Source organism: Catenulispora sp. GAS73, from assembly GCF_041262085.1.
GTDB lineage: Bacteria > Actinomycetota > Actinomycetes > Streptomycetales > Catenulisporaceae > Catenulispora.
On sequence record NZ_JBGCCM010000002.1, the window covers coordinates 57,078 to 73,833 of the forward strand.

Below are 16,756 nucleotides of genomic sequence, written 5' to 3' on the forward strand. Positions count from 1 at the left end.
AGCGGTCTCAGCGGATCGTGATCGGAACCGTGACTGTCGTCTCGTCGATGTCGCTGGTCCGCACCGTCACCGCCAGCTGCCACTTCCCCGCCAGCGGAATCGTCACGTTCCCGTAGTAGTGCGACGTCCCAACGCCGCTCAGGCCCAATGGCAGCGGCCCGACCTGCCGCGCGGGCAACGACATGGTCGCCGTCAGCTCCGGCACGATCTCCGGCTCCCCGGCCGGATTGACGACCTCGATGTGCACGAGATCGCTGCCCGCCTTCGCCGGTGAGACGAAGATCTGCACGCCGCCCTTGCCGTTGGAGCCGCCGGTGTCGAAGGCGACCGTCGTCGAGACCGGCGCCTCGAACGCGGTGCGCGCCGGCGGAGCGTTCACCAGCATCGCCGTGATGCCCAGCACCCCGGCGGCGAGCACGACCTCCAGACCGGTCGAGCGACGCAGCTGGCGGATGGCCACCTCGTCGGGACGCGCCGCGCCGGCCAGGTAATGCGCGATCCACACCCGGGCCAGGTAGCCCAGGGCGATCAGCAGCCCGACACCGAGCAGCTTGAGCAGCAGCAGCCTGCCGTAGACCGTGCCGGTCAGCGCTCCCAACGTCCCGACCTGGCGCCAGGCCTGGTACGTGCCGCTGGCGACCAGCATCCCGATGCAGCCCAGCGCGATGGCCGAGAACCGCCGCACGGCACCGGCCATCACCGCGACCTCGGGACCGCCCGAACCGCCCGAACTTCCCGAGCTTCCCGAACCGCCCGAACCGCCCGGACGCAGCAGCGCCGTGACGACCACGACCAATCCGCCGAGCCAGACCCCCATCGCCGTCACGTGCAGGATGTCGAGCGGCAGCGCCAGCGCGACCTGCGAGCCGACGCCGGCGTGGTCGGCGGCGGCCCACGTCGCGGCGAGCCCGGCCGCCAACGCCGCGCCGACGGCGGTGGCCGCGATCCGCACCCTGACCGACGCCTGCTCCACCCTGGGCAGCAGCATCGCCAGGCCGGTCCCGACCACGCCGAGCAAGACCAGCCGGACCGCCAGCGCCGTGCCGAGCCGGGTCCCGACGGTGGTCCGCAGCACGGCCGTGTCGAAGACCCGGCCCAGCCCGAAGCCGCCGTCGTAAGGACCCTGCAACCCGAGCACGGCGAGGGTGGCGACCACCAGCGCCGCCCAGCCCGCGCCGATCAGAGTCCGGACCCGCCGCGACCCGGCTCCCGCCGGCCAGCAGCAGAGCAGGAACCCGGTCGCCCCCACCACCAGCGCGAAGCCGCCGAAAGCGACGCCTCGCGCGATCCCGTACAGGACGCCGACCACCTTGCTCCCGGCCGCGTTCAGCGTGTCCTGGGACACCGAGGTCGCCGACGAGGCCCCGACGCTGAACGTGAACGCGCCCGACACCGGATGCGAGTCCGCCGAGATCACGTGCCAGGCCACGGTGTAGGTGCCCCGGGCCAGGTTCGGGGTCAGCGCCACCTCGACGGTGTCCGAGTGCCCCGCCGGATGCGTCGGGCCGCCCTCGTCCACGCGGGCCCCGGACGGCGAGAACACCCGCAGCGCCCCGAACTGCATCTGGACCGGCTCGTCGAAGCGCACGGAGACCGCACCCGGCGCGGTGGCGACTACTTGTCCGTCGCCCGGGGACGTCGAGACCACGGTGGCGTGCGCGGACGCGTTGGGCGCCACGGCGACGAGCACCGTGAGGACCAACGCGGCCACATACGCGAGACGACGCATCATTCGGTCGTCCCGGCTCCCTTACGCCGAGCCGCGCTGATCCCGAACGCGCCCGCCCCCAGGCCCAGCACACCGACCACGATGCCGGCGATTCCGAGGCCGCGGGCCGTGGAGTCGCTGGTCTTGGCCGCGGCGGTGGTCGTGGTCGTGCCGGTCGAGGACGACGGCGCGGACACCGTGGCGCTCGCGGTCGGCTGCGAACCCGGCGAGGACGGCGCCGACGAGCCCCCGTCGGGCGCGGCCGCGGTCAGGGTCAGCACCGGTGCCGGGTGGTCGGGCTCGGGCTGGCCGGGCTGCCGGACGTCGATCCAGCGGACGACGTCGCCGTTGGAGTAGGTCTGCAGGGCCTTGAACGTCAGGCTGTCCGCGTTGTCCGGCAGGCTGCCGAGCATCACCCGGAAGCCCTGGTACTGCCCGGGGGCGAGCTGCCCGCCGCTCCACGTGATCCGCTGCACGACCTGGGTAACGGTGCCGTCGTCGGTCTTGATCGGGGTGGTCAGGGTGAGATTGTCGACCTTGACGGTCCAGCCCGGCGTCGGCTCGGGCAGCACGCCGGTGATCGGCTTGTCGGTCGGGAAGTCGACCTCGACCTGCGTGGTGTTCGCCTGCGCCTCCTCGTTGGGGACGCGGAAGGTCAGCTCGACGTCGCTGCCGCCCTTGGGGGAGGTGTCGGGTCCGATGGTGACGTGCGCGGAGGCCGGGCCGGCGATCGCCAGCATGGTGAGGACGGCGCCGGCCAGCGCCGCCCCGCGAAGGAGCTTGGACATGGTGAAGTCTCCAGATGATGACGGGAAAGGAAGGTCAGAACGTCGGCGGGCCGTCGTGGCACGCCGATATCACCCGCTCGTGCGAGTGAGGGCTACTGACAGACCGCCGCCGGCGGACCTCTCCTGATCACCGCGAACTGCAACGCCCGCACCACGGCCGGACGTCGGACATCGGGGCCGACAGCGCGTATCGCTCGCGGCGCCGAACAAACCGGCCGCGTCCCGAGCAGGCACCACGCCACCCACCGCCACGACGCGCCCACGACAACGCGCGCCCGCTCGACGACCGCGAACAGCGCGGCCTCGCCTCGGCGGAGCCACCAAGCCGTCACCGCGGCGGCGAGGATGTGGGCGATCGTCATACCGGAGGTCATGCCGGTGCTCATCCCGGCCATCGTGCCGTGTGCCGATACGCCGGACACCGCGTCGGCCATTCCCGGCATATCACTCATACCAGGCATCGATCCCGACGCCGTCACCGACGTCACCGACGTCGACACCGCTGACGACGCCGCGTGGCCGGCCGAGTCCTGCACCGCCTGGAACAGCAGGTGCAGCCCGATCTGCGAGCCGCCGACCAGCAGCCCGATCGAGGCCAGCCCGCGCTCCCCGAGCGCCGCGGCGATCCGTGCGAAGCAGAACACCGCCACCGCGCCGAAGGCCTCGGCGGCGAACGGGATGTCCGTCGCGGACATCAACCGGTGCGCCGCCACCGCCAAAAAGGTGCAGACCGTCGCGAAAACGACGGCCCGCGCGTTCGGGGCGAGACTCCGGAGCTCCATGGCGCACACATCATCGCACCGGATCCCCACACCGTCTCCAGTGCCCCGCCGGGTGCCGGCCGAACCGGCGGACGACCGGAACAGTGCCCTTTTATGGCGTGCTTCTGTGACAACCGCCGCAGCCCTGGACAACACCGCCCGCAGAGATCGATCCGGGGTATGGGACCATGGGGCCGAACCGGGCCGCCGACGACCGAACCGCCGCCACTCCCCGGTCACCGGCCAGTCACGAGGAGCACAAGGAGCACGCCCATGGGCGACGGGATGAGCGGCCCCGGCTGGATGCCCGAGGCTCCGGTCACGCTGAGCAGGCTGCTGGCATGGCACCCGCAGCCGATCCCGGTGCTGCCCGCCGCGTGCCTGCTGGCGGGGCTGCTGTACGTGCTCGGGGTATGGCGCATGCATCGGCGCGGCAACCACTGGCAGCCGGGACGCACCGTGGCGTTCCTGCTCGGCATCGCCACCATCATCGAGGTGACCGCGACCGGCATCGGCGGCTACGGCATGCAGCTGATGAGCATCCACATGGTCCAGCACATGGTGCTGTCGATGGTGAGCCCGGTCCTGCTCCTGCTCGGAGCCCCGATCACCCTCGCCCTGCGCACCCTTCCCGCCGCCCCCCACGGCCGCCTCGGCGCACGCGAGGTGCTGGTGCACGTCCTGCACTCGCGCGCGGCGAAGGTGCTCACGGCACCGTGGTTCACGCTGCCGCTGTTCGTCGGGAGCCTCTACGGCCTCTACTTCACGTCGCTGTTCACGACGCTGATGAGCACCTGGTGGACCCACGACCTGATGCTGGTCCACTTCCTCGGCGTCGGGCTGCTGTTCTTCTACCCGATCCTCGGCGTCGACCCCGGCCCGCGCCGGCCGAACCCGGTGCTGGGCATCCTGGAGTTGTTCGGCGGCATGCCGTTCCACGCGTTCTTCGGCATCGCGGTGATGATGGAGAGTTCGCTGACCACGACGGTGTTCACGCACCACCCGGCCACGTGGTCGGGCACGCCGCTGTCCGACGAACACGCGGCGGGCGCGATCGCGTGGGCGTTCTCGGAGATCCCGAGCGTGCTGGTGCTGCTGGTGCTGTTCATGCAGTGGCGGCGGGCCGACACGCGGGCAGCCGTGCGGCAGGACCGGGCCGCGGATCGGGACAACGACGCCGAGCTGACGGCTTACAACCAGTACCTGGCCGGGCTGAATCAGGGCGGTTCCTGAGGGGCTTGCGCCGCTTGAGCGGCCGCATCCCGCGAACTCACCAGCCCGCGGGATGCAGCCTCACCGGCAAAACGCCACCGCTCAAGAAGCCGGGACCGTCTGCTCCGGCGTCAAAGAGTTCCCCGCGCCGATCCACCCGCAGTCCGAAGGCGCCGTCCGGCCCGCGAAGCGGTCGTCCAGCCACCCCAGCGCCAGCGGCGCCCACGGCACGGCCGTGCCGGTGTGGCTCAGCAGGTCGAACTGGTCGTACTTGATCGAGCCGTCACCGGTCGCGCAGTACTGGCGCGCCAGCGCCCGCACGTCGCCGGCGACCATCACGCCGTCGCCGGTGCCGATGCCCCGCGGGTTCGAGAACGTGCCCTCCAGCACGCCACCGTCGCCCTGCGCGATGTAGCCCGGGATGGTCGGGGTGCCCGCGGAGCCGAGGTTGATCTTGTTCACCGCGGTGACGAACTCGGGCACCGAGTCCGGGTTCGCGTACTGCGGCTTGGCCATCTGCTGCCACGTCAGCCCCGGGTAGCGCCCCAGGGCGTTCACGATCGAGCCCTGAAGCAGCTGGTTGTAGACCTGCATCCCGTACGGCGTCAGGTACTTGCTGAAGTCGATCCCGTACGAGCGCGCGACGCCGATGATCGCCATCGGGATGACGCCGGACCACACCAGCGAGCCCGCGACGTACTTCAGGTTGTGCGCCGGGTCGACCAGCAGGCCGCCCTCCGCGAAGCCGACCAGGTTCTGGTCGACCTCGGGCGCGTACGACGGGGCGAGCGCCGCGGCCCAGCCGGTCGCGATCGCGCCGCCGGAGTACCCCTCCAGCCCGAACTTCGTGCTCGCGTTCATCCCGGTCCCGGCCGCGCTGCTCGTGGCCGCGCGGATCGAGTCCAGCGTCGTGGTGCCGTACTCCGGCCCGGCCGCGAAGTCGGCGGTCTGGCCCTCGGTGTCGGGGATGACGACGTTGTAGCCCTGGAGCACCAGCGGCGCGACGAACAGCGCCTCGGCGTTGGGGATGACGCCGCCGAGCGTCAGATCGCCGGCGATGGCCCGCGACGGGCTGTCCGCCGGGTTCAGCGAGTCGTAGAACGACTGGTACGACACGGCTTTGCCGCTGTCCCCGGTGATGCTCCGGATCACCGACGTCACGCCGGCGCTCGGCCGGCCCTGCGCGTCGGTGGTGCGGAACAGGATCTGGATCGCGGTGACCGGCGTCGGGATGCCGACGACGTGGTACTGCAACGTCCGCGTGTCCAGGACGGTGCCCGGAGCGTACGACGCCAACGGCGCCGAACCGCTGTAGCTGTAGAACGAGTCGGACGCGGCGGCCGAGGACGTCGTGGCCGTGGCCGTACCGATCCCGGCCGCCGCGAGGGCCACCACGGCGGTGGTGGCGGCGAAACGTCGGACTGGTCTTCTGCGCATGGCACTCCTTGGCGGGTGAAGTGGGTCACAGACCTGACTCGGAGTAAGTTACCAATCGGTAATACCGGTGTACAGACCTGGAAACAAGCAGTTCACCGTGCGATCGCCCGGCGATCGCGCCGCCACGCCGCGCCCGCCTCAGCCGCCTCAGAGCAGTCGCCGCCCCCACGTGGCGGTTCCCAGCGGACGGCTCTTCATCGAGTCGAGCCGCCATTCGCCGCGCTTCTTGACAGCGGTGTAGATCCGCTCGGAGCGCAGGGGATGATCGACGGGATCGCGAACAAGCAGTTCACATTTCGCAGGCTTCGGATACTCGACCCCGTGCAGGGTCTCGCGCTCGTCGAAGGAGAGCGGCGTACCGATCGAGTGGGACCGGTACGTCCGAACACGTTCGGTGAGGTAGACCGCCGCGAGCTCGTCGCGCTCCTGGAACAGCTGAGCCAGGGCACGAGGGACGGCGCCGGTCTCCGCGGTGTCCTCGGCGAGCGCCTCCCGCTCCCATTGCCCCAGCTCGACGATGAAACCCCGGACCACCGCGACAGGATCGGCATACCCGGGTTCGCCCGGAACGACGGACGGCCACGGCAACACCAGAGGCTCCGGAATCGCAGCGGCGACCGCGGCACCAGCTTCGATCAACAGAGCACGAACTTCCTCTGACTCGATCTCGCCGCTGTTTCCCAGGCGACGCGTCGAGAGCGCGGTCATCCCAAGGCTGTCCACGAGATCGGCCTGCGCGCCGAGCTCCAGCAGCACCCGGACGGTCTCCGCATGCCCCTGCCGAGCAGCGACCATGAGCGGCGTCTCTTCGTAGGCGCCGCTCCGGCTGTTCAGCTCGGCACCGTGCTCGACCAGCAGACGCACCACCGACCCGAGGTCGTTGTACGCGGCCCAGGCCAACGCCGTGTATCCCACGGCTGTGTCCCGTGCTTCGACGTCGGCGTGCGCGGCGACCAGCACCGCGGCCGTGTCGGGATGCCCGCCGACGATCGCTTCGAGGAGCGGCGTCCTCCCGGATCCGCGATGCCGCATACCGACATCGATGTCCGCGTGTTCCTGCAGCAGTTTGCGCACCAGCTCGGTGTCGCCGTCTTCACTCGCTCGCAACAGTGCGGTAGGCCTCATGCGCCGCAGAGTAACAATGCCGGTGCCCACACCCCCTTACAGAACTACTGTGACGGGAATGACTGAGCACACCACGGAACCCGAAGCCACGCAGAGGGCCGACGACGAGAACCCCTTCGAAAACCTCGCGAAGTTCATCGAGATCCCCCGGGTCAGCGGCCTGGCGCTGGCCCCGGACGGCAGCCGGCTCGTGGTCGGTGTGCAGAACCTGTCCCCGGACGGCAAGAAGTACGTCTCCTCGATCTGGGAGGTCGACCGCGACGGCGGCGCCCCGTTCCGCCTCACGCGCTCGGCGGCCGGCGAGTCGTCCCCGGCCTTCCTCCCCGACGGCTCGCTCCTGTTCGCCGCCAAGCGCGCCGACCCGGACGCGAAGGACGGCGACGACTCCGGCGAGGGCCAAGGCCTGTGGCTGCTGCCGGCGCGCGGCGGCGAGGCCCGGCTGCTGGCCGCACCGCCGGCCGGGATCGGCGGCGTCGCGATCGCGCGGGAGACCGGCCGCATCGTGCTCACGGCGCGGGTCATGCCGGAGGCGAAGGACCTCGCCGACGACGCGGCCCGCCGTAAGGCCCGCAAGGACGCGAACGTCACCGCGATCCTGCACACCTCGGCGCGGATCCGGGAGTGGGATTCGCAACTGGGCCCGGCCGGCACCCGGTTGTTCGTCGCCGACGCCCCCGGCCCGGACGGACGGGTGGAGCTCCGCGACGTGAGCGGGGACCTCGGCCCGGTCGTGGACTCGTTCGCGGTGACCACCGACGGATCGAAGATCGTCTACGGCATCGTGACGACGCTCCCGGCCAGCGAGCACGTCGCCGAACTCCGGCTGCTCGACGTCGCCACCTCGACGACGACACTGTTCGCCGGCAACGCAGGGCACGAACACAGCAACCCGGCCATCTCCCCCGACGACACGATCGTCGCGTACCTGCGCACCCCGGCCGACACCTTCGAGGCGACCGGCAAGCCCACCATCTACCTTCAGTCGCTGACCGAAGGCGCCGAGAGCAGCGCAGGCGTCGAGGGCGCCGAGAGCACCGTCGGCACCGGCGAGCCGCTCGCCGAGGACCTGGACCTGTGGCCGCAGGGCCTGCTGTGGGCGCCGGACTCATCAGCCCTCTACTTCACCGCCGACCAGCTGGGCCGCTCGCCGGTGTTCAAGGTGGACGTGGCGACCGGCGAGGTCACCCGGCTCACCGGCGACCGCGCCGCGTACAGCAGCCTGCGCGTCACCCCCGACGGCCGCACCCTGTTCGCGATGCGCAGCGCCACCGACGCCACCCCGCGTCCGGTCCGCCTGGACACGTCCGCCGTGGACCAGGAACCGTTCCCGCTGTCGGCACCCGGGGACACCGTGCAGCTGCCGGGTCGGGTCGAAGAGGTGACGGCGACCGCCGAGGACGGCACCGTCATCCACTCCCGCCTGGTCCTGCCGGATCACGCCGACGGCCCGTCGCCGCTGATCGTGTGGATCCACGGCGGCCCGCTGATGAGCAGCAACTCGTGGAGCTGGCGGGCCAACCCGTGGGTGATGGTGCAGCGCGGCTACGCCGTCCTGCTGCCGGACTACTCGCTGTCCACCGGCTACGGCCAGGCCTTCATCAACCGCGGCAAGGGCGAGGGCAGCGGAAACCCGTTCCACGACATCATGGCCGCCACCGACGCGGTCCTGGAGCGGCCGGACATCGACGGCACGCGCACGGCGGCCATGGGCGCCTCGTTCGGCGGTTATCTGACCAACTGGATCGCGACACAGACCGACCGTTTCAAAGCCCTGATCTCGCACGCCGGCGTCTGGAACGCGCAGCTGCGCACGGTTTCCGACGTCCCGTGGATCTTCCGGCAGGCGTACGGCGACGTCATGCTGCGGCCGGAGCACAGCCTGCGCTGGTCGCCGCATCTGTACGCGGACAATGTCAGCACTCCGATACTGATCACCCACGGCAACAACGACTACCGCGTGCCGGTGGCGAACGCGCTGTGGCAGTGGCAGGACCTGCAGCGGCGGGGCAAGGAGGCGAAGCTGCTGTATTTCCCCGACGAGAACCACTGGATCATGCGGCCGCAGGAATCAAAGCTCTGGTACGAGGCGGTGCGGGCGTTCCTGGCCGAGCATGTGCTGGGCGATGCGTGGGAGCAGCCCGAGTTGCTGTAGGCACGCGCTGAAGAATCCTGAGTCGGCCCGCGTCTGTGCGACGCGGGCCGACCCGGTTTCCGTGGCGTCCGGCGTTCAGTGCTCGCAGCTCTGGGCCTCGGCGCGCGCCTTGAGGTCGGCCAGCCACTCGTCCAGGCCCGGCGCCAGGTAGCGGATCGCGGTGGCCGGGTCGGCCTCGATCTGTGCGCCGGTCCAGCTCTCCTCGGTGCGGACGATCACGCCGCCGGGGACCTTGATGAAGTTCCAGACATGCGTGCCGCGGTCGATGCGCAGTCCGTCGCCGATCGCCGGGCCCATCCAGCGGATGCACTGGCCCGGCCGGACGTTCTGCACCGTGGAAGTGACGACCAGGGTGGTGGCCGGCGTGGAGGCGGTGGCCGGGGCCGGCGTGGTCCAGCGGAACTGCGATCCCGGGTGCAGCGGGCCCGGTGTCAGGGGCTTCATGCCGCTCACCGCGCGCTGCCACTGCGGCCACGCCGCGACGTCGGTGTGCACGCGCCAGACGGTGCTCAGCGGCGCCTTGATGAAGATCTGGGTCTGGTAGTGCAGCTGCGCGCTCGGGTCGATGCCCTGGCCCTGGCAGGTCAGCGGGCGCTGCGCGGTGGCCGTCTGGGCTGTGGCGGCTTGAGCTGTGGCGGCTTGGGCGGGCGCCGCCAGGCCGCCGAGCAGTGCGGTGGCGGCCAGCGGGAGGGCGAGCAGTGCGGTGCGCAGGCGGGTGGGACGGCGGCGGGTGCGGGCGTTGTCGGCAGTGGCGCTGGAAGTGGCGTTGGAAGTGGTGTCGGCGGCGGTCATGGCGTGACTCCTTGATCGGCGGCTGCTTCAGCACGTCAGTTAGCTGATGTCGCTGTAGTTAGAAGCTATAACGCTATGACCGTGAGAGTCAATAGGAAGAGTGACAGGGTCTAACCATTCGCCAAGCTCCGACGCCGGACTACTACGGACCTGGCTCGCGCTCGTCCTCGCCGAAGGCTCCGGCGTCGCCGAGGACGAGGCACGTTTCCTGGACCGCTCGGCCACTCGGGCGTGGATCGTCGAGCAGCGCGTCAGCGCGTAGCCGTCACCCACGGGTCGGCTCAGTGCCAGACCAGCCTCTCCAGCCCCTGCCGCCGCGCTTCGCTCTACTCTTTCGTTGGCAACCGTTCTATCCTGGTCTGAGCGGAAATGTCTGCCCTTTCCTCCGCGGGAAGGAGTCGCGAAATGAGCGAGACGACCTCCACTGGCCGGACGGTGCCACCGACACCACCGACCCCGGCACCAACGGCGTCCTCCGGTTTCAGCGTCGCCGATCCGGCCCCTCTCGGACTCGCCGGCTTCGCCATGACCACGTTCGTGCTCAGTTTCGTGAACGCGAACATCATCAAGGAGAGCGGGGCGGTCAACGTCGTCCTGGCGCTGGCGCTGTTCTACGGCGGTACCGCACAGCTCCTGGCCGGTATGTGGGAGTTCAAGCGCGGCAACACCTTCGGTGCGACCGCGTTCGCCTCCTTCGGCGCGTTCTGGCTCAGTTACTGGGCGCTGGTCAAGCTGACGCCCGCCAACGCCGGCGACATCCACCAGGCGATCGGGCTGTACCTGCTGGCGTGGTGCATCTTCACCGCGTACATGACCCTCGCGGCGCTGAAGACGAACCTCGCGGTGCTGGGCGTGTTCGTGCTGCTGACCCTGACCTTCCTGTTCCTGGCGATCGGCGCGTTCATGAACGACCCGGCACCGGACTCGATGACCAAGGTCGGCGGGTGGTTCGGCATCGTCACGGCGGCGGTCGCCTGGTACGCGTCGTCCGCCGCGGTGGTGAACGCCACGCACGGCAAGACGGTGCTGCCGACCTGGCCGCGATGAGCGGTCGGGCCGCCGGGCGCGGATTGCGGACACCGGGACGGGCCGCGGGGGCGGTCCGTCCCGCACCGCGTGCGCGGGTACGCGTGCGCGCGTGGACGAAGAAGGACACTGCGACAGGGGCAGCCTCCCCCGAGGAGCTGGAGTCGGCGGCGCTGGCAGTGGCGGGGGTCGCGGAGGCTGCGGCGGTGCCGGTGCACGACGAAACGCGCGGGCGTTCGGCCGAGGTGTACGTGGTGCTGAGTCCCGGGAGCGATGACCGCGCGATCGAGCGCGAGATCTACCGCGTCGCCATGCCGAAGAACGTGTGGATCGTTTCTGCCCTGCCGATGAATCGCTCAGGCAAGATCGCACGCTGCGTCCTGGCGGCGATCTCCAACTTCACAGACGTCGGCGACACCACGGCGCTGGCCAACCCCGAGATCCTCAACGGCATCCGGCGCCGGGTGCACGCCGCGAAGCTGGCACGAGGCGAGACCCCGACGCAGCTGACGCGGGAGCAAATCGAGGAGATCAGGGCATTCGGTCAGAGCGAGTGACCGGTCCCCCGCGACGCGCTCTACCCTTGGCACACAACACCGACAGCAGGCCGACACTCGCGCGGGCACGAGCCGGCCACCGGTATCCGTAGCCATGGGGGGACGCATGAACCAACCCGAGCCGCAGTACGGCCAGCCCGCACCGCAGTGGCAGCCGCCCAACGACGCGCCGCCGTATCCCGCGCACCCGGTGAACCAGTACCAGGCCGGGAACCAGCAGCCGGGGTACCAGGCGCCGCCAGGGAACCAGCAGCCTTATCCGCCGGCGCCGCCCGCACCGCAATATCCGGCACCGCCGGCCGCACCGAACCCCTGGCAGCAACCCGCCGCCGGGCACCCCGAGACGCCCGCGCCCCACCAACCCGCGCCGCAAGCCGCGCCGAATCCCTGGCAGCAACCGGCCGCCGCGCCGCAATATCCGGCACCGCCAGCCGCGCAGAACCCCTGGCAGCAACCCGCCGCCGGACATCCCGAGGCGCCCGCGCCCCCACATCCCGCGCCGCAAGCCGCACCGAACCCCTGGCAGCAGCAGCCCGCCGCGCCGCAATATCCGGCGCCTCCCCCCGCCCCGAGCCCGGCCTGGCAGCAGCCCGCCGCCGCGCTCCCCGAGGCGCCCGCGCCCCAGCAGCCCGCGCCCAACCCCTGGCAGCAGCAGCCCGCCGCGCCCCAATATCCGGCGGGTCCCGCCGCGCCCGCGCCGCAGTACCCCGCGCCTCCCGCCGCGGCGAATGCCTGGCAGCAGCCTGCACCGCAAGCACCCTCCGCCGCCCCGAATCCGGCCTGGCAGCAGCAGCCGGCGCCCTACCAAGCCCCACCGGCCGCTCCCCCGCCCGCCTACATCCCGCAGCCCCAAGCCCCGGCGGCCAGCTTCCCGCCCCCGCCGAACCTGGTCGCGCCGCGCGACCGGCTCGTCGAGGGCGCGACGCCGTTCCTCGAACCGGGTGAGACCGTCTACTACGGCTTCATCCTCAAGCTCGATGACACCATCCCCGAGACTCCGCGCGAGCTGATGATCGCCATCGAGGGCCAGCATCGGGTGCTCGGCAGCGTCAACCGCGCCGACAAGAAGATCAACAAGGGTCTGAAGTGGGCCCTCAATCCCCTCGACGCGATGAACGAGCGCCTCGCTGAGAAGGGCACCGAGGCCCTCAACCGCAAGCTGGCCGGCCCCGTCTTCCTCGGTGGCTGGGACAGCACGGCCGGCTGGTTCATCCGCTACTCGCGCGCCACCCGCGAGGACTACGGCCCCGGTTCCTGGGGTGTCCTCACCGACCGGCGCTACCTCATCTTCCGCGCCGGGCGCGCCGGCGGCTCCTCGATGCGCCTGGTCCACGCCGTGCCGCGCACCGCCATCGCGGGCGTGCGCACCGAGGGCACCAAGGACGCCGCGCTCCACGGCCGCACCCCGCGCGCCGAACTCCACTTCACCGACGGCTCGATGGTCGCGACCATGATGCCGACGAAGCAGGCCCAGCAGGTCGCCGCGATCCTCGCCGTCCAGCAGCAGGGCCAGCAGCCGCCCCACCAGCAATATCCCCAGCGGCCGGGCTACTGAGCACACGAAAAAGCTGGGCCGCGGCGCCGAAAAGCACCGCGGCCCAGCGAAGACGAACGCCACACGCGTCGTCAGTTCCAGACGATGTCCTTCTTCGTGGCCACAGTGGTCACCTCCTTCCGCCCCGTCGGAGCGCCAGACGGATCCACTCGACCACCGCCCTGATCACCGCGCTTGAGTAATCGGTACTCAACCGGGCAGCCGCCACTCACCAACAAGCGCTACACGCCTACGCCCCGAGCGCGTCAGCCAACTCGGCCCGAGTCGTCACGCCCAGCCGCGAATACGCGTTCTGCAGATGGTTCTCCACAGTCCGCACCGACAGCTGCAACCGCGCCGCAATGTCCTTACTCGCCACCCCCGCCGCAGCCAGCACCGCGATGTCCCGCTGCCGCGCAGTCAAAGGCGCCGCCGCCTCCGCCGCCGACAACGGCGTCCGCGCCCCCTCGCACAACGCCGCCGACTCCACCGCCAACCGCGCCGCCACCGGAGCCCGCCGCGGCCGCCCGACCCGGCGGAACGCCGCAGCCGCCGCACTCGCCGCCTCGGCCGCGTACAAATCAGCCCCCATACCAGCCATCGTTTCCGCCACGGCCAACAACCGCTCCGGATCGTCCTCCGCGAGCCCCCGCGCCAGATCCAGAACCGCCGGCACCAAATCCCCCTGCGCCGTCTCGGCCATCTCGGCCAACCGCCCGAGGGCCGCCGACGCGCCGCCGATCCGGACCAGGTCCGTCAGCAGCCAGACCTCCATGCTGATGTTCCCGGCGGCCCGCGACCGCTCCGCCGCCTCGTCCAGCACCGCACGCGCAGCGCCCAGATCGCCACGCGCGATCCGCAGCCAGGCCTGTGCCAAGGCACCGAACTCCGCATAGAGGCCGAACGGCGGATACTGCCGCGCACGTTCGGCAGCCTGCTCAGCCGCGGCGACGTCGCCCCGCTGCGCCGCCGCGATCGCCAGCCCGTTGAGGCCCGGATTCAGAGGCCTGATCTGGCCCTGCGACCGCGCCCGCCGCACCGTCTCGGCGAACCAGCGCCGCGCGCTCGCCGGATGTCCGCAGCTGAGCTCGACCTGCCCTCGGCTGAAGGCGATCCACGTCCGCGTCAGCTGCGTGGCCGACGTCGCGAGCTCGGAATGAGCCCGCTCCCCGTTCGCCCGCGCCTCGGTGAACCGCCCGACGTCCCGCAGCACCACGGACAGCGAGATGAGCTGCGCCGCAGGGTGCGGATACAGCGCCCGATCGGCGATGGCGAGATGGGCCCGGTAGGCCTGCTCGGCCCATACGACGCCGTCCATAGCGCGCCCGCGCATCGTCAGCGCCATCGACTTCATCATGGCCGCCGTCAGCCAGCCGGTCGGGTCGGCGGCGTCCCCGGCCTCGTCGCCCATGTCGTCCAGCAGCGCGAGCGCCGAGGGGTCGCCGTCGGAGATCCGGATCGACGCCGCGTGGTACCGCAGCATTCTGCGACCCTCCGCCCCGGCCATGCCCCCGACGGCGTCGGCGATCAGCGCGAGCGCCTCCGGCGTCCGTCCCGCGCCCCAGAAGAGGTTCCAGGAGCGGACCACCGCGACGGACAGCTTCTCCTGGTCCCCGCGCGCCCCGGCGTAGGCCGCCGCCAGCACGGCTTCGGCGCCGACCGGGGCGCCGAGTTCGAACAGCGCCTCGCCGAGCGCCAGCCGCGTCGCAGTGGTCTGGTCTTTCTCGTGCAGCGATTCCAGGAGGGTTTTCGCCTGCGCGTAGTCGTGGGCGTAGCGGGCCAGCGCCGCGGCCTCGACGAGCAGCGCCGGGTCGGCGGTGCCGGTGGCGGCCAGCTGCCAGGCGGCCATCCGCCGGGTGTCGTCGGCACGCCGCGCACCGGCGGCCGTGGTGCGGCCGACCTGGTCCAGGAGCAGTTTGGTGCGGCGGAGCGACGGGATGCGCCGCCGCAGCGCCTCGCCGTATAAGGGATGCGCGAGCACGACGGTCGTCCGGCGACGACAGGTGACGACGCGCACCAGCCCGGATTCCTCCAACGCGGTCAGCGTGTCGAGATCAGTAGTCGCGAGGACGTCGGCCACCGGCACCGGTTCGCAGAGCGCCAACAGCTCCAGCGCGGGCCGTGCGCGGTCCGGGGCGGCGGACAGCCGGGCGTCGATCATCTCCGACAAGCGGCGCGTGCCGGCGGCGAATCGGCCGTTCTGCTCCCAGATCTCGCCGTCATACGCGAGAGTCCCGACGGCGAGCGCGCCGAGCACCAACTCCCGGAGGAAGAGGACGTTGCCGCCGGAGGCCTCGTGCAGGTCCTCGACGGTACGCCGCACCACCGGGCCGCCGAGCGCGGCTTGCAGCGCCTGCTCGGTGGCCCGGACGTCGAACGGCTCCAGATCGATCCGGTGGACGGCGTCGCCGCCACACAGCGCCCCGACCGCGTCGCCGACCGGCTCGCCGCTGCGCACCGTGCCGATCAGCCGCACGACCCCGGCGTCCATCAGCTGCCGCAGCAACACGGCCGAGGCCGCGTCGAGCCACTGCAGATCGTCGACGAGCAGCACCCACCGGCGCCGACCGCCCGGCCCCGACAACGCCCGGGCCACCGCCGCGAAACCCCGCACCGGATCCACCAGATCCAGCCCCGGCGGGATCAGATGCGCGATGGCCCCGAGAGGCACCGCGGCCGCCGGCGCCGAGGCGGTGGCCTGCCCGGCCTCGAATCCGGCCCGCACCGCCCGCGGCAGGCACTCCCGCGCCAGCCGGGACTTCCCGATCCCGGCCGGCCCGTGGACCACCACGCCCTGACAGCGCCGCGCGGCCCACACCGCGTCGAAGGAGGCCAGCTCCAGCTCACGCCCGACCAGCGGCCACGGCACGGCCGTGTCGGACACGCTCATCCGGCCTCCCGGCACACGACGTGGATCTGCATCTGGGCCTACCGATGATGCGTTGTCGGAGCCGGGGTGGCAAGGCGGGTCCTATACGGGGAAGTACGCCGCAACCCCGCGCCAGGGCACATAGTTCGGATTGCGCTCGCACGCGGTGAGGATCTCGGACTTGGTGGCCCTGTCGACCGGGCAGACGCCGACGATGAACTTGGTGTCGACGCCGCCGGGGAAGGCGACCTCCATCTGCGAGGCGTACTTGTGCTGGTAGCCGATCGTGGCGTTCACGTCGATGCCGCCGGGGGCGTCGAGGTAGTAGTTCCAGCCCGACTTCCACTTCTTGTAGAGATCGTGGTCGTAGGAGGTGCTGACGAACGGCGAGGGCTGGTTGTTCGCCACGTACGAGGCCAGGTCGTACTGACCGGTGACGACGTCCTTGGGGCGGAAGCCTTCGGCGAAGACGACGTCGGGCCCGCGGCCGTCGGAGCGGTAGAGCTCGTCGCAGTTGGAGCGCCAGGACGGCACCGGGGCGATCCGCTCCAGTTGCACGGTGCGCTCTGCGGCGTCGTAGAGGTGGTCCGCGGGGACGGGACAGCTGACCGCCACTGCCGGCTCGGCGGCCGTCGACGCGGCGGCCGTCGACGCGGCGGCCCGCGCCGGGCCTGCCACCTGCGGGACAACGGTGAGCGACAACGCCAGAGCGGCGACGCCTAACAGGGACCTTACACGGTTGTTGATCATGAGCCATGAATACCGGCTCGCCGGCCCGGGCCCCGGGAACGTCAC

14 protein-coding genes are annotated in these 16,756 nt (G+C 71.3%); 6 read left to right on the forward strand and 8 right to left on the reverse strand.

The window, feature by feature from the left end:
• Positions 1–7 precede the first annotated feature (7 nt).
• The 3 genes from ABH935_RS02765 to ABH935_RS02775 form a co-directional block, all read right to left on the reverse strand.
• Positions 8–1,732 carry a copper resistance protein CopC gene (locus ABH935_RS02765; RefSeq protein WP_370376168.1) on the reverse strand — a complete coding sequence of 575 codons (1,725 nt, stop codon included), beginning with the start codon at positions 1,730–1,732 and terminating at the stop codon, positions 8–10.
• Positions 1,729–2,496, reverse strand: a complete 768-nt coding sequence (locus ABH935_RS02770; protein WP_370376169.1) for a YcnI family protein — start codon at positions 2,494–2,496, stop codon at positions 1,729–1,731. Before ABH935_RS02770 ends, ABH935_RS02765 begins: the two co-directional genes overlap by 4 nt.
• Positions 2,497–2,588: 92 nt before the next feature.
• Positions 2,589–3,278 (reverse strand): hypothetical protein, encoded by a 690-nt coding sequence (locus ABH935_RS02775; RefSeq protein WP_370376170.1) that lies wholly within the window; start codon positions 3,276–3,278, stop codon positions 2,589–2,591.
• 252 nt (positions 3,279–3,530) lie between these two features.
• On the opposite strand from ABH935_RS02775, the gene ABH935_RS02780 reads away from it, so the two are divergent.
• The gene (locus tag ABH935_RS02780; RefSeq protein ID WP_370376171.1) at positions 3,531–4,490 is read left to right on the forward strand and encodes a cytochrome c oxidase assembly protein; all 960 of its coding nucleotides are present in this window, start codon (positions 3,531–3,533) and stop codon (positions 4,488–4,490) included.
• 81 nt (positions 4,491–4,571) lie between these two features.
• Here ABH935_RS02780 and ABH935_RS02785 read toward each other — a convergent pair whose 3' ends face one another.
• Positions 4,572–5,906: a lipase family protein gene (locus tag ABH935_RS02785; protein WP_370376172.1), complete on the reverse strand. Its 1,335-nt coding sequence runs from the start codon at positions 5,904–5,906 to the stop codon at positions 4,572–4,574.
• Between the two features lie 147 nt (positions 5,907–6,053).
• Positions 6,054–7,061: an ankyrin repeat domain-containing protein gene (locus tag ABH935_RS02790; protein WP_370376173.1), complete on the reverse strand. Its 1,008-nt coding sequence runs from the start codon at positions 7,059–7,061 to the stop codon at positions 6,054–6,056.
• A 28-nt stretch (positions 7,062–7,089) separates the two neighbouring features.
• Here ABH935_RS02790 and ABH935_RS02795 point away from each other — a divergent pair, with 28 nt between their 5' ends.
• Positions 7,090–9,183: a prolyl oligopeptidase family serine peptidase gene (locus tag ABH935_RS02795; protein WP_370376174.1), complete on the forward strand. Its 2,094-nt coding sequence runs from the start codon at positions 7,090–7,092 to the stop codon at positions 9,181–9,183.
• Between the two features lie 75 nt (positions 9,184–9,258).
• Here the strand turns inward: ABH935_RS02795 and ABH935_RS02800 are convergent, their stop codons facing one another.
• Positions 9,259–9,975: an SRPBCC family protein gene (locus tag ABH935_RS02800; RefSeq protein WP_370376175.1), complete on the reverse strand. Its 717-nt coding sequence runs from the start codon at positions 9,973–9,975 to the stop codon at positions 9,259–9,261.
• Positions 9,976–10,075: 100 nt separating this feature from the next.
• On the opposite strand from ABH935_RS02800, the gene ABH935_RS02805 reads away from it, so the two are divergent.
• The 4 genes from ABH935_RS02805 (at position 10,076) to ABH935_RS02820 (ending at position 13,113) form a co-directional block, all read left to right on the forward strand.
• The gene (locus ABH935_RS02805) at positions 10,076–10,237 is read left to right on the forward strand and encodes a hypothetical protein (protein ID WP_370376176.1); all 162 of its coding nucleotides are present in this window, start codon (positions 10,076–10,078) and stop codon (positions 10,235–10,237) included.
• 143 nt (positions 10,238–10,380) lie between these two features.
• Positions 10,381–11,022, forward strand: a complete 642-nt coding sequence (locus ABH935_RS02810; protein WP_370376177.1) for an acetate uptake transporter — start codon at positions 10,381–10,383, stop codon at positions 11,020–11,022.
• Between the two features lie 83 nt (positions 11,023–11,105).
• A complete protein-coding gene (locus ABH935_RS02815; protein WP_370376178.1) occupies positions 11,106–11,558 on the forward strand; it encodes a hypothetical protein in 453 nt (150 codons plus the stop codon).
• A 106-nt stretch (positions 11,559–11,664) separates the two neighbouring features.
• Positions 11,665–13,113: a hypothetical protein gene (locus tag ABH935_RS02820; protein ID WP_370376179.1), complete on the forward strand. Its 1,449-nt coding sequence runs from the start codon at positions 11,665–11,667 to the stop codon at positions 13,111–13,113.
• Between the two features lie 229 nt (positions 13,114–13,342).
• Here the strand turns inward: ABH935_RS02820 and ABH935_RS02825 are convergent, their stop codons facing one another.
• Entirely contained in the window at positions 13,343–15,982 is a 2,640-nt protein-coding gene (locus ABH935_RS02825; RefSeq protein WP_370376180.1) for an AAA family ATPase, read from the reverse strand.
• A gap of 81 nt (positions 15,983–16,063) precedes the next feature.
• Entirely contained in the window at positions 16,064–16,711 is a 648-nt protein-coding gene (locus tag ABH935_RS02830; RefSeq protein ID WP_370376181.1) for an ADP-ribosyltransferase, read from the reverse strand.
• Positions 16,712–16,756: the final 45 nt, after the last annotated feature.

Bases quoted from the DNA above. Each gene is read 5' to 3' on its own strand.
- ABH935_RS02800 (WP_370376175.1), bottom strand. From the start codon at position 9,975: ATGACCGCCGCCGACACCACTTCCAACGCCACTTCCAGCGCCACTGCC.
- ABH935_RS02825 (WP_370376180.1), bottom strand. From the start codon at position 15,982: ATGAGCGTGTCCGACACGGCCGTGCCGTGGCCGCTGGTCGGGCGTGAG.
- ABH935_RS02780 (WP_370376171.1), top strand. From the start codon at position 3,531: ATGGGCGACGGGATGAGCGGCCCCGGCTGGATGCCCGAGGCTCCGGTC.
- ABH935_RS02775 (WP_370376170.1), bottom strand. From the start codon at position 3,278: ATGGAGCTCCGGAGTCTCGCCCCGAACGCGCGGGCCGTCGTTTTCGCG.
- ABH935_RS02795 (WP_370376174.1), top strand. From the start codon at position 7,090: ATGACTGAGCACACCACGGAACCCGAAGCCACGCAGAGGGCCGACGAC.
- ABH935_RS02820 (WP_370376179.1), top strand. From the start codon at position 11,665: ATGAACCAACCCGAGCCGCAGTACGGCCAGCCCGCACCGCAGTGGCAG.
- ABH935_RS02830 (WP_370376181.1), bottom strand. From the start codon at position 16,711: ATGATCAACAACCGTGTAAGGTCCCTGTTAGGCGTCGCCGCTCTGGCG.
- ABH935_RS02810 (WP_370376177.1), top strand. From the start codon at position 10,381: ATGAGCGAGACGACCTCCACTGGCCGGACGGTGCCACCGACACCACCG.
- ABH935_RS02770 (WP_370376169.1), bottom strand. From the start codon at position 2,496: ATGTCCAAGCTCCTTCGCGGGGCGGCGCTGGCCGGCGCCGTCCTCACC.
- ABH935_RS02785 (WP_370376172.1), bottom strand. From the start codon at position 5,906: ATGCGCAGAAGACCAGTCCGACGTTTCGCCGCCACCACCGCCGTGGTG.
- ABH935_RS02765 (WP_370376168.1), bottom strand. From the start codon at position 1,732: ATGATGCGTCGTCTCGCGTATGTGGCCGCGTTGGTCCTCACGGTGCTC.